The sequence below is a fragment of the Afipia sp. GW821-FHT04G03 genome (assembly GCF_059419985.1).
Window position 1 is genome coordinate 1,419,285 of record NZ_JBWKSV010000001.1, and the last position, 11,879, is coordinate 1,431,163.

The 11,879-nt window shown below is 61.9% G+C and carries 10 protein-coding genes; 8 read left to right on the plus strand and 2 right to left on the minus strand.

Annotation, left to right across the window (positions count from 1 at the left end; all coding sequences use genetic code 11):
- Nucleotides 1-114: 114 nt before the first annotated feature.
- From AC07UB_RS06810 to AC07UB_RS06835, 6 genes are all read left to right on the plus strand, one after another.
- Entirely contained in the window at nt 115-1,425 is a 1,311-nt protein-coding gene (locus tag AC07UB_RS06810; protein ID WP_494651598.1) for an ABC transporter substrate-binding protein, read from the plus strand.
- Between the two features lie 89 nt (nt 1,426-1,514).
- Nucleotides 1,515-2,411, plus strand: coding sequence for a branched-chain amino acid ABC transporter permease (locus tag AC07UB_RS06815; RefSeq protein ID WP_494651597.1), 897 nt, complete (start codon nt 1,515-1,517; stop codon nt 2,409-2,411).
- Nucleotides 2,411-3,400 (plus strand): branched-chain amino acid ABC transporter permease, encoded by a 990-nt coding sequence (locus AC07UB_RS06820; protein ID WP_494651595.1) that lies wholly within the window; start codon nt 2,411-2,413, stop codon nt 3,398-3,400. Before AC07UB_RS06815 ends, AC07UB_RS06820 begins: the two co-directional genes overlap by 1 nt.
- The gene (locus tag AC07UB_RS06825) at nt 3,397-4,146 is read left to right on the plus strand and encodes an ABC transporter ATP-binding protein (protein WP_494651593.1); all 750 of its coding nucleotides are present in this window, start codon (nt 3,397-3,399) and stop codon (nt 4,144-4,146) included. Before AC07UB_RS06820 ends, AC07UB_RS06825 begins: the two co-directional genes overlap by 4 nt.
- The gene (locus tag AC07UB_RS06830; protein WP_492793142.1) at nt 4,143-4,805 is read left to right on the plus strand and encodes an ABC transporter ATP-binding protein; all 663 of its coding nucleotides are present in this window, start codon (nt 4,143-4,145) and stop codon (nt 4,803-4,805) included. The genes AC07UB_RS06825 and AC07UB_RS06830 overlap by 4 nt, the downstream gene beginning before the upstream one ends.
- A 26-nt stretch (nt 4,806-4,831) precedes the next feature.
- Nucleotides 4,832-6,427: a class I adenylate-forming enzyme family protein gene (locus AC07UB_RS06835; protein WP_494651592.1), complete on the plus strand. Its 1,596-nt coding sequence runs from the start codon at nt 4,832-4,834 to the stop codon at nt 6,425-6,427.
- Nucleotides 6,428-6,542: 115 nt separating this feature from the next.
- Here AC07UB_RS06835 and AC07UB_RS06840 read toward each other — a convergent pair whose 3' ends face one another.
- Nucleotides 6,543-7,067, minus strand: a complete 525-nt coding sequence (locus AC07UB_RS06840; protein ID WP_494651590.1) for a MarR family winged helix-turn-helix transcriptional regulator — start codon at nt 7,065-7,067, stop codon at nt 6,543-6,545.
- Nucleotides 7,068-7,178: 111 nt separating this feature from the next.
- Between AC07UB_RS06840 and AC07UB_RS06845 the strand changes: the two genes are divergently transcribed.
- Together AC07UB_RS06845 and AC07UB_RS06850 are read left to right on the plus strand one after the other, a co-directional pair.
- Nucleotides 7,179-8,333 (plus strand): efflux RND transporter periplasmic adaptor subunit, encoded by a 1,155-nt coding sequence (locus AC07UB_RS06845; RefSeq protein ID WP_494651589.1) that lies wholly within the window; start codon nt 7,179-7,181, stop codon nt 8,331-8,333.
- A gap of 1 nt (nt 8,334) precedes the next feature.
- Complete coding sequence (locus AC07UB_RS06850) at nt 8,335-11,478, plus strand: multidrug efflux RND transporter permease subunit (RefSeq protein WP_492793146.1); 3,144 nt, start codon at nt 8,335-8,337, stop codon at nt 11,476-11,478.
- A 14-nt stretch (nt 11,479-11,492) separates the two neighbouring features.
- On the opposite strand, the gene AC07UB_RS06855 is transcribed toward AC07UB_RS06850, so the two are convergent.
- The gene (locus AC07UB_RS06855) at nt 11,493-11,831 is read right to left on the minus strand and encodes an FmdB family zinc ribbon protein (protein WP_492793147.1); all 339 of its coding nucleotides are present in this window, start codon (nt 11,829-11,831) and stop codon (nt 11,493-11,495) included.
- Nucleotides 11,832-11,879 lie beyond the last annotated feature (48 nt).

The following is an 11,879-nucleotide window of genomic DNA, read 5'->3' on the forward strand; positions in this document are numbered from 1 at the left end:
AGCGCGTCATGGACGAGGCCGAAAAGCGCCCGTAAGCTGCGAAGAGTTTCACCGATGCCCGGCAAACGGGTGCGGACACAAGCCGGCTTCGACCGGATACTCGGGAGGGAATACATGAAGAGCTTCAAGCGCTTTACGCGATCATTTGGGATGCTGACGGCCTGCTCCGCCGCTGTTCTGGCGCTGACCGGCCCGTCATCGGCCCAGGACTCGTTCAAGGTTGGAATCGTCACCTTCCTGTCAGGTCCGGCAGCGGAGAGCTTCGGCGTTCCCGCCGGCAAGGCCGCGGAATTCGTCATCGGCGAATTGAACAAGGGCGCCGGCCCCGCGCCCTATAATAAGGTCGGCTTCGGCGGCATGAAGATCGAGCCCATCATCATCGACGAGAACGGCGGCGCGACCAAGCAGGTACAGGAACTGCGCAACCTCTATCAGCGCGACAATGTCGACGCGGTCATCGGCTATATCGGCTCCGGCGACTGCCTCGCGGTTGCGCCCATCGCGGAAGAATTAAAGAAGCCGCTGTTCCTGTTCGACTGCGGCACGCCGCGCATCTTCGAGGAAGCCAAATACAATTACGTCTTCCGCACCTCGGCCCACGCCACCCAGGATAACGTCGGGCTGATCCGCTACATGAAGCTAAAGAACATCAAGATGGATACGTTCTCGGCCATCAACCAGGATTACGCCTGGGGCCAGGACAGCCGGGCGGACTTCGTCGCAGCGGCCGGCCAGTTGTATCCGAACGCCAAGCTCGGCGCGGATCTGTTGCCGAAGTTCGGCGCGGGCCAGTACGGCACCGAAGTCTCGGCGCTGGTCTCGGCGGGTTCGGACGTCGTTTACTCGAGCCTCTGGGGCGGCGACCTGCAGGCCTTCATCCTGCAATCGGTGCCACGCGGCCTTGCCAAGCGCAGCCAGCTTGTGCTCAGCGCCGCCGACCACGTGCTGCCGCCGCTCGGCGACAAGATGCCCGACGGCGTCATCATCGGCGCGCGCGGCGCTTACGGCCTGATGTCGCCGAAGACCCCGCTCAACGAGTGGTTCTTCACCGGCTACGAGAAGGCCAACGGTGTTTATCCCGTGCAGGCCGCCTACCGTGTCACGCAGTCGATCCTCGGCGTGAAGAACGCGGTCGAAAAGGCCATGGCCAAGAACGGCGGCAAGAAGCCGACCACCGACGAACTGGTCGCGGCCATGACCGGCTCCGAGTGGGAGAGCCCCGGCGGACTGATCCAGATGAAGAACGGCGACGGCCATCAGGCCATCCAGCCGATCGCGTTTAGCCGCACCAAGTACAACGCGGAAAAGAAGCGCGTCGATCTGGTCGACATCGTCAACTTCGAAGCCGAATGCGTGAACCCTCCTCCGGGAGTGAAGGCAATCGACTGGATCAAGGGCGGAATGAAGAACGACAAGTGCAAGTAATCTTCTGCGCTTGACGGCCACCGGGCGGCGCGACGATGTGAATCTTGCGCCGCCTATCTCTTCGCGACAACTCCGGCCTGAATCCGTTCATGAACACGTTTCTCACGGTCATACTCGACGGCCTGATTCAGGCGTCGTGGCTTTTCATTGTGGCGCTGGGCCTGACGCTCGTTTTCGGCGTGCTCAAGATTCTCAACATCGCCCACGGCGGCTTCTACGCGCTCGGCGCCTATCTCGCGGCGACGGCCGTCACGCTGGCGGCGGCGCATAAGGTTCCCCCCGCACTTGGCTTCATCCTGATGCTGCTGGCGGTCGCCTTGATCGCCGCGGTGATCGGCCTCCTGATGGAGCGCGGGCTGATCAAGCTGTTTTACGGCCGCGATGAAGTCGTGCTGCTGCTGGTGACCTACGCGGTGTTTCTCATCCTCGAGGACGCCACCAAGCTGATCTGGGGCGTCAATCCAATCTACGCCAACCAGCCCTACGAACTGTTCGGCAATGTCGAGTTCGCCGGGCTGTTCTATGTCGGCTACGACCTGATGCTGATCCCGCTCTCGGCGGCGATCGGGTTTGCGGTCTGGTTCGGACTCAACCGCACGACGTCCGGCAAGATCGTCTCCGCCGTGATCCACAACGCCGAAATGAGCGCGAGCATGGGCGTGAAGATCAACCGCGTCTATGCGCTGGCGTTCGCCTTCGGCGTCATGCTGGCCGCGATTGCCGGCGGCCTCACCGCGCCGAAAATATCGGTGCAGCCGGGATTGAGTTCCGAAATCATCATCCTGAGTTTTGCCATCGTGGTGATCGGCGGGCTCGGCAGCGTCGAAGGCGCGGCCATCGGCGCGATTCTGGTCGGCATGGCGCGCGCGGCATCGGTGCACCTGCTGCCGCAGGCCGAACTGTTCATGATCTATCTCATCATGGCCGCCGTGCTGATGTTCAAGCCTGAAGGCCTGTTCCGCCGCGAAACCGCGAGGCGGATCTGATGAAGCACGCAACCAATCCCTTCGTTCTTCTCGGCCTCGTCGTGCTGGCCGTGCTGTTCGGCCGCATCATTCCGGCATGGACCTTGTCGCTGGCGACGGTCGCGGCATCCAAGGCGCTGGTCGCGCTCGGCATCGTCGTGCTGGCGCGCACCGGCAACGTCTCGTTCGGACAGGGCCTGTTCTATGCCGGCGGCGGCTATGGCGTGGCGCTGATCGCGCACAACTGGGGCCTGACCGACGCCGTCGCGCAGGTGCTGATCGGCGCGGTGTTCGGCGGCCTGCTCGGCCTTGTCATCGGTCCACTGATCGCCCGCTACAGCGGCATCTTCTTCGGCATGCTGACGCTGGCGCTGTCGATGGTGCTCTACGGCGCGCTGGTCAAGACCACCATTCTCGGCGGCTCCGACGGTTTCAACGTCGGCCGCCCGACCCTGTTCGGCGCGGTGTTCAACGATCCGCGCGAGGCGGACTTCATGCTGTATGCGGTGTCCGTGGTCGCCACCGGCATCGCGGGCATCGTTGCGACCATCCTGTTCCGCTCCGAATTCGGCCTGACAAGTCTCGCCGTGCGCGAGAACAATCTGCGCGTCGAATATCTCGGCACCTCCGCGAACCGCGTCGTCACCATCAACTTCGTGATCGCCGCGATCTTCGCCGGGGCCAGCGGCGCGCTCGCGCTGATGGCGCAGCGGCATATCGATCCGGAATTCGCCTACTGGACGACCTCCGGCGAGTTCGTCTTCATCGCAGTGCTCGCGGGCACGCAAAGCGTCGGAGCCGTGTTCATTTCAGCGCTGGTGCTCGAACTCGTGCGCTCGTTCTCCAATCTCTACCTTCCGAACACATGGCAACTCGTGCTCGGACTGTTCCTGCTGGCGGTCATCCTGTTCCTGCCGCGCGGCATCGGCTCGCTCTGGAGCGGAAGAAGGCGGAAGACTTCCGAGCCGCCGCCGGAACCGGCTGTCGCCGAGAAAGGATCGGCATCATGACGCCCGTCCTTTCCGTGCGCGGACTGCAAAAGCGCTTCGGCGCCGTCGTCGCCGCCGACAACATCAGCATCGATATTCCGGCGGGCCAGAAGATCAGCCTGATCGGCGCCAACGGCGCGGGCAAGACCACCTTCGTCAACATGGTGACGGGCTACATGAAGCCCGACAGCGGCGAAATCGACCTCGACGGTTCGCCGATCGGGCGGCGCTCTCCCCGCGATGTCGCAAAACTGGGAATCTCGCGCTCGTTCCAGATTCCACAGTTGTTCATCGAACTCACCGCCGTCGAGAATCTCACCGTCGCCGTCTCCAGCGCGACGGGCGGGCCGTTGTCTCCGACGCAGCCTGCGGAAGCCGGCGACCGCCGCGACAAGGCGCTCGCCCTGCTCGACCGCTTCGGTCTCGCCCACCAAGCGGAACGGCCCATTGCCGAGCTCGCCGGCGGCGTGCGCAAGCTTGTCGACATCGCCATGGCGCTGGCACGGCGGCCCAAGCTGCTGCTGCTCGATGAGCCCACCTCCGGCGTGTCGGCGGAAGAGAAATTTACCACCATGGACCGCGTCATTCACGCCGTCTCCGCCGAGGCCGCGACCATCGTCTTTGTCGAGCACGATATGGACATCGTCAGTAAATACGCCGACCGCGTCGTCGCGTTCTACAATGGCCGGATTCTCGCCGACGGCGAGCCCGCGCATGTGCTGAAAGACGCCCAAGTCCGCCGTTACGTGACGGGAGGCGCACGATGACCGCCGCTCGTCCGCTGCTCGACATCGAAAATCTTGCGGTTGAAATCCAGTCGATGCCCGCGCTGCGCGGCTTCACCATGCAACTGACCGAAGGCGCCATGGTCAGTCTGGTGGGCCGCAACGGCGCCGGCAAGACCACGCTGATGCGCTCGATCATGGGGCATCTTGCACCCAAACGGGGCACCATGCGTTTTGCCGGCGACGATCTGGCGGCGCTGCCGCGCCACGCCCGTGCCGGTCTCGGCATCGGCTACATGCCGGAAGACCGCGGGCTGGTGCCGCAACTGACCGTTGAGGAAAATATCCTGCTACCGCTGTGGGTGGCAAGGAACGTCGACCAGAAGGCGCGACTCGCCTTCGTTTATGACGTGATCGGCGAACTCGCCACCATGCGCGACCGCAAGGCCTTATTATTGAGCGGCGGGCAGCAAAAGCTGGTGGCGCTGGGGCGCGCGCTCGGTATCGGCACCAGATGCCTGCTGCTCGATGAGCCATTCGAAGGGATCGCACCTGCCCTGTCGGAGCGGATTTCAGATGTTCTTGCATCGCTCAAGGGCAAGGGTTTAACTGTATTGATGTCGCAATCGGATTTGAATCATTCTCATACTTTGTTCGACGCCGAATTCGTGATCGAGCGCGGCGCCAATCTTTCAACCTGATACCAGATATCAGGACAGGGCTATTTATGGACTGGTCGCAATATCCGATTCCGCCGATGCGGATGGAAACCCGCTTCGGCGATCGCATCGTCCCGGCATTCGAGAACCGCCCCGCCAGCATCTGGGCCATGGTCGCCGATGCCGCCTCGACCAACCCTGACGGCGAGGCGCTGGTCTGCGGCGACGAACGAATGACATGGCGCGAGGTCGCGCAAAAATCCGCGCAGATCGCCGCCGGATTCAAGGAAATCGGATTGCTGCCCGGCGACCGCATCGCGCTGCTGCTCGGCAATCGCATCGAGTTCGTGCTCGCGCTGTTTGGCGCAGCGCATCTCGGTGTTGTCAGTGTGATGTTCAGCACCCGGCAGCAGAAACCCGAGATCGCTTACATGCTGGCGGACTCCGGCGCGAAGCTCATCATTCACGAAGATGCGCTGGCCGAACGTATCCCCGACTCCGTCGAGATCCCCACTCTGCTTCAACGCGTCTCGATCGGTGCGATCGATGGATCGCTGGCGTTCGCCGACTTGATTGCGACAGAGACCACGCAGACGCCCATGGCGGTCGCCGAGCAAGACATCGCCATGATCCTCTACACCTCAGGCACCACGGGCAAGCCCAAGGGCGCGATGCTGGCGCATTGCAATCTGATCCATTCGGCGATGATCTACGAAATCTGTCTCGAGATGACGCGCGACGACCGTTCGGTTGCCGCCGTGCCGCTCGCGCATGTCACCGGCATCGCCGCCAATATCATGACCATCGCGCGCTGCGCCGGGACGCTCATCATCGTCCCGGAATTCAAGGCGACGGACTACCTCAAGCTCGCCGCGCGCGAACGCATCACCCAGACCGTGATGGTGCCGGCGATGTACAACCTTTGCCTGCTGCAAGCCGATTTTGAGTCCTACGATCTTTCGGCCTGGCGCATCGGCGGATACGGCGGCGCGCCGATGCCGGTCGCGACCATCGAACGGCTCGCCGAGAAACTTCCCGGGCTGAAACTCGTCAACGCCTATGGATCGACGGAAACATCGTCGCCCTCGACGATCATGCCGCCGCAGTTCACCAAGACTCACAGCGACAGCGTCGGACTGCCATGTCCGGGCGCACATATCATTGTCGTGGACTCGAACGGACACGAACTGCCGCGCGGCGAGATCGGCGAACTCTGGATTCACGGCGGATCGGTCATCAAGGGCTACTGGAATAATCCCCTTGCGACCTCGGAAGGTTTCACCGGCGGCTACTGGCATTCCGGCGATCTCGGGTCGATCGATCAGGAGAATTTCGTCCGCGTGCTCGACCGCCAGAAGGACATGATCAATCGCGGCGGCCTCAAGATTTATTCCGCGGAGGTCGAGTCGGTTCTGGCCAGTCATCCCGCTGTCATCGAGAGCGCTGTCGTCGCACGGCCGTGTCCGGTGCTGGGCGAGCGCGTTCACGCCGTCGTCGTTGTCCGCAGCGAGATCGACTCACCCGCGCTGCGCTCATGGTGTGCCGAGCGGCTGTCGGATTATAAAGTGCCCGAGACGATGACCGTCGGCACCGATCCGCTGCCGCGCAACGCCAATGGCAAGGTCATGAAGAAAAACCTGCGCGAAACGCTGGTGGATTCCTGAGCGAGACGCCGTGATTCCTGCGTGATCCGCCTTCATTCTTGCGTGATGCGCCCGGACACCATTTCGCCCTTTGTATCCAGGTCCGCCGCCATTTCGCCTTTTGAAAAGCGCGAGTTTAGGACCGCGCGCGCGCCCGCCGCGCCTTTAGCTGGTCCTTGATCTGATCCTTGGTTTGATCTTTGGGCTCATCCGCCTCCGGCGGGTCCTCGGCCATGGTCTTGATCCGCGCCTTTATCTCAACGAGGGTCTCAAACGTTGATTCGATTGCGGTTTTAGAAATATCGCGCAGCACATCGGTCGCAATCGCGTCCCGCAAGCTGTCGAGATCGTCGACCAGTTGCCGCCCCTTGCCGGTCAGGAACAGCCGGTTGGCCCGGCGGTCGGTCGGATCGGGCTTTCGTTCAAGCAATTTGGCCTCGACCAGCCGGTCAAGCAGCCGCACCAGAGAAATCGGCTGAAGTTCGAGCACATCTGCGAGATCGACCTGCGACAGCCCTTCCTGCTGCCGTAATCGAAACAGCACAATCCACTGCGCGCGCGTGGTCCCGCGACCCTTCGCCCGCTGATCGATGTGATTGCGCAGGAGACGAGACGTCTCAACGAGTTGCGCGATCACCTGGCGTTTCAGATCAAGCGACATGCGGATTAGGTCCGAACCTTTCCAAGAATTAATAATGCGCCTGCATACTAAGTGCTGGCTCATTAGTTATAAGCTATACGGGATCGCCACCCTGAAGCAATTGAGATCGGTATGACAAAGCGTCGCATTCCTGGCTGGGCTTGTTTCATCGCCGCACTGCTCCTGATCGGAGGCGGGTATTTCGGATGGCCACGGCATCAGCTGCCGAAGGTCTCGGACAGCAAATCCGCCGCAGCCGTTCCGGTCACCGTGGCTGCGGTCACGAAAGAGGATTTCCCGATCTATCTGACCGGGCTTGGAACGGTTCAGGGTTTCAACACCGTCACGGTGCGTACGCGCGTCGACGGCCAGATCAACCAGATCGCCTTCAAGGAAGGCCAGATGGTCAAGGAAGGCGACCTGATCGCGCAAATCGATCCGCGTCCTTTTCAGGCCGCGCTCGATCAGGCCAACGCAAAGAAAAGCCAGGATGAAGCGGGTCTGGCCAACGCCCAGCGGGATCTTCAGCGTTCCACCAAGCTCGGCGATTTCGCCACCAAGCAAACCGTCGACACGCAAACCGCGAATGTTCAGCAACTGACCGCGCAGATTGCCGCCGATCAGGCCGCGATTTTCAACGCACAGACGCAACTCGACTACGCCAGCATCCGCGCGCCCATTTCCGGTGTCGCCGGCATCCGGCAGGTCGATGTCGGCAATATCGTCAACTCAGCGACGCAAACCGGCATCGTCACCATCGCGCAGATCGAGCCGATTTCGGTGATCTTCACCGCGCCCGAACAACAGCTTCCAGCGATCGCCAATGCACTTCGCCAGCATGAGACGACAGTTACCGCCCTCACATCCGACGGGCGCAAGGTGCTGTCCGAAGGCGTCCTTTCGCTGATGAACAATCAGGTCGATACCACGAGCGGAACCATCCGCCTCAAGGCGACGTTCGACAACAAGGATCATGCGCTGTGGCCGGGCTTGTCGGTGGCCACGCGCCTTCTTGTCGATACAACGAAGGATGCGACCGTGATGCCCGACGACGCCATCCAGCATGGCGCCGACGGACTTTATGCTTTCGCCGTGACCACTGGCGACAAAGCCGAACTGCGCAAGATCATGGTCGGCCCCTCCACCGACGGCAAGACGCTGATTGAAAGCGGTTTGGTCGCGGGCGAACGAGTCGTGACCCGCGGGCAATACCGCGTCCAGCCCGGCTCGCTGCTGACGGTCAATGTGGCAAGCTCAGGACAATCACCCTCGGCGAAGGCTGACTGACATGAGCGAGGGCATCTCCGGTCCGTTCATTCGCTATCCCATCGCGACGTCGTTGCTGATGGCCGGCATTCTTTTTGTGGGCCTCGTTGCCTATCCGCTATTGCCGGTCGCGCCGCTACCGCAGGTGGATTTCCCGACCATTCAGGTTTCCGCAAGTCTTCCCGGCGCAAGTCCCGAAACCATGGCGTCATCGGTCGCGCAGCCGCTCGAACGGCAGTTCGCGCAGGTTCCCGGCGTGGCGCAAATGACCTCGACGAGTTCGCTGGGGTCAACGTCGATCACGATCCAGTTCGACCTCAACCGCAGCATCGACGGCGCGGCTAACGATATCCAGGGCGCGATCAACGCAGCCGGCGGCCAGCTTCCGAAAACCCTCCCGAGTCCGCCGACCTATCGCAAGGTCAATCCGGCGGATTCGCCGATCCTGCTGCTCTCGGTCACATCCGACACGCTGCCGCTGATCGACGTCAACGACTACGCCGATACGCAGATGGCGCAGCAGATCAGCCAGATTTCCGGCGTCGCGCAAGTGACCATCGGCGGCCAGCAGAAACCGGCGATCCGCATTCAGATCGATCCGGCAAAACTCGTGGCCAAAGGCCTGCAACTCGAGGACGTGCGCAGCCAGATCGCCATCACCACCGTCGACAGCCCCAAAGGCAATATCGACGGCAAAACGCGCAGTTTCACGATCTACGCCAACGACCAGTTGCCGAAATCGAAAGACTGGAACGACGTGATCGTCGCCTACCGCAACGGCGGGCCGCTGCGGATTCGCGACATCGGTCAGGCGGTGTCCGGGCCGGAGGATGCCAAGCAGGCCGCATGGGCCAACGGCAAGCGCGGTGTATTCCTTGTCGTCTTCAAGCAACCCGGCGCCAACGTCATCGACACCGTCGACAAGATCAAGGCGCAGTTGCCGCGCCTGGTCGCGGCCATCCCGCCATCGATCAATGTGTCGGTGCTGAGCGATCGCACGCAAACCATCCGTGCGGCGGTGGAAGACGTCCAGTTCACGTTGCTGCTCACTATCGCCCTCGTGGTCATGGTGATTTTCATCTTCCTGCGAAGCCTTTGGGCCACGATCATTCCCAGCGTCACCGTCCCGCTCGCGTTGCTCGGCGCATGTGCGCTGATGTGGGCATTCGGCTACACACTGGACAACCTGTCGCTGATGGCGCTGACCATCTCGGTCGGGTTCGTGGTCGACGACGCCATCGTCATGCTGGAGAACATCAGCCGGTATATCGAGGAAGGCGAACAACCATTCGCAGCCGCGCTGAAGGGCGCCAGCGAAATCGGCTTTACCATTGTCTCGATCAGCATCTCGCTGGTCGCCGTTCTGATTCCCCTCCTGCTGATGGGCGGCATCATCGGCCGCCTGTTCCGCGAGTTCGCCATCACGCTTGCGATGACGATTTTCGTCTCGCTTGTGGTCTCTCTGACCCTGACACCGATGATGGCGTCGCGCTTCCTGAAGGCGCACAGCGCCGAAACCCAGCACGGCAAGCTCTATCAACTCAGTGAACGCTTCTTCGACGGGATGCTGCGCGGATATGAATGGGGGCTGAACCTCGTCCTTCGCTGGCGTTTGACCACACTGTGCGTCTTCTTCGTTACCGTTTTCCTGTCGGGTTACCTGTTTGTCGTCATCCCCAAGGGCTTCTTTCCGCAACAGGACATCGGCCTCATTACGGGAATCACCGAGGGCGGACAGGACATCTCATTTGCTGAAATGTCGCGCCTTCAGTCGCAGATCGGCGGAATCATTCAAAAAGATCCCGCGGTCGCAAATATCGCCATGTCGATCGGTGGCGGCGGCAGCGCGCTGAACAACGGGCGCATGTACATCACGCTGAAGCCGCGCGATGAGCGGGACGTCAGCGCGCAGCAGATCATTGCGCGGCTGCGACCGCAATTCGACAAGCTCGAAGGCGCGCGCGTGTACCTCCAGGCTTCGCAGGACGTCCGTCTCGGAGGACGCGCCACACGAACGCAGTTTGAATATACATTGCAGGATGCGAACCTCGACGAGTTGAACAGTTGGGCTCCGAAGATTCTCGAAAAACTGAAAACCCTGCCGGAATTGCGCGACGTCGCCACCGACCAGCAAACCGCCGGCACGACACTGACCCTGACCATCGACCGTGACACGGCCTCGCGCTTCGGCATCCAGCCGCAGCTGATCGACGACACGCTGTCGGATGCGTTCGGGCAACGGCAGGTCGCCCAGTATTTCACGCAGGTCAACAGCTACCACGTCATTCTGGAAATTCTGCCCGAGCTGCAGGGCTCGGTGGATACGCTGAGCAAGATTTACATCAAGTCGCCCACGACCGGAGATCAGGTGCCGCTGTCCGCGTTCGCGCGCTGGACGACCGTGCCGGTGCGTCCGCTGTCGATCAGCCATCAGGGCCAATTCCCCGCGACCACAATCAGCTTCAACCTCGCACAGGGAACGGCGCTGGGTCAGGCGACGGATGCCATCCAGAACGCGGTGGCGCAGCTCAATGTCCCGCCCACGGTCAACGGCAGCTTCCAGGGCACCGCGCAAGCGTTTCAGCAATCGCTCGGCACGGTTCCGCTGCTGATTCTGGCCGCGCTTATCGTTGTCTACCTGATCCTCGGTATCCTGTACGAGAGTTACATCCACCCGCTCACGATCATTTCCACCCTGCCCTCGGCCGGTGTCGGTGCGCTGGCGATCTTGATGATGTTCGGGTTCGATTTCAGCTTGATTGCACTGATCGGCATCGTGCTTCTGATCGGCATCGTGAAAAAGAACGGCATCATGCTGGTGGACTTCGCCATCGCTGCCGAGCGCGACGAAGGCCTCGCTCCTGAAGAGGCGATCCGCAAGGCTGCGCTGATCCGCTTCCGCCCGATCATGATGACGACCATGGCGGCGCTGCTTGGCGGCGTCCCGCTGATGCTGGGAACGGGAACCGGCTCCGAGATACGGCAGCCGCTGGGCTACGCGATGGTGGGCGGCCTTGTGGTCAGTCAGGCGCTGACGCTGTTCACGACGCCGGTGGTCTACCTGTACCTCGACAAGCTGTCGAACATGTTCTCGCGCGTCGGCCGATCGAACAGGAAGACTCCATCCGTGAGACCGACGAACAAGGTTTCGGAAGCCGCCGAATAGCGTGCTCTCCAGCTTTAATGGCTGATCATCCAGGGCCGAGCGGTCGGAAAGCTTTTCGCACCGCTGCGGGTTTTGGTGACCAGCCGGGACGGTTTCGTCGAACAGCATCCGCAGCCCGGCTTGTGTGACGCCTTGTACTCGCCAAGCGTCTTCGGGGCGTTGGCGCTGCGCTCATTGATCGCGTGCGACTTCCTCTTGTCCGCCGGCATGCAGGAAAAATGCGGCGCGGTGAGAATGACCCGCGGTGCTTCCACCGCACAATGCGGGCAGTCCTGCGGCTCATCGCACTCGGCCATCGGCTTCATGTCCGTGAATGGACCGCAGTCGTTGCAAAGATATTCGTAAACCGGCACAGCCCGTCTCCCTCGGTTGGTCCTGTTGTCCTGGGATCGCCGCGGGAA

What these genes read in the sequence shown, in the direction of transcription:
- AC07UB_RS06810 (WP_494651598.1), top strand. Translation starts at nt 115, where the DNA reads ATGAAGAGCTTCAAGCGCTTTACGCGATCATTTGGGATGCTGACGGCC.
- AC07UB_RS06815 (WP_494651597.1), top strand. Translation starts at nt 1,515, where the DNA reads ATGAACACGTTTCTCACGGTCATACTCGACGGCCTGATTCAGGCGTCG.
- AC07UB_RS06820 (WP_494651595.1), top strand. Translation starts at nt 2,411, where the DNA reads ATGAAGCACGCAACCAATCCCTTCGTTCTTCTCGGCCTCGTCGTGCTG.
- AC07UB_RS06825 (WP_494651593.1), top strand. Translation starts at nt 3,397, where the DNA reads ATGACGCCCGTCCTTTCCGTGCGCGGACTGCAAAAGCGCTTCGGCGCC.
- AC07UB_RS06830 (WP_492793142.1), top strand. Translation starts at nt 4,143, where the DNA reads ATGACCGCCGCTCGTCCGCTGCTCGACATCGAAAATCTTGCGGTTGAA.
- AC07UB_RS06835 (WP_494651592.1), top strand. Translation starts at nt 4,832, where the DNA reads ATGGACTGGTCGCAATATCCGATTCCGCCGATGCGGATGGAAACCCGC.
- AC07UB_RS06840 (WP_494651590.1), bottom strand. Translation starts at nt 7,067, where the DNA reads ATGTCGCTTGATCTGAAACGCCAGGTGATCGCGCAACTCGTTGAGACG.
- AC07UB_RS06845 (WP_494651589.1), top strand. Translation starts at nt 7,179, where the DNA reads ATGACAAAGCGTCGCATTCCTGGCTGGGCTTGTTTCATCGCCGCACTG.
- AC07UB_RS06850 (WP_492793146.1), top strand. Translation starts at nt 8,335, where the DNA reads ATGAGCGAGGGCATCTCCGGTCCGTTCATTCGCTATCCCATCGCGACG.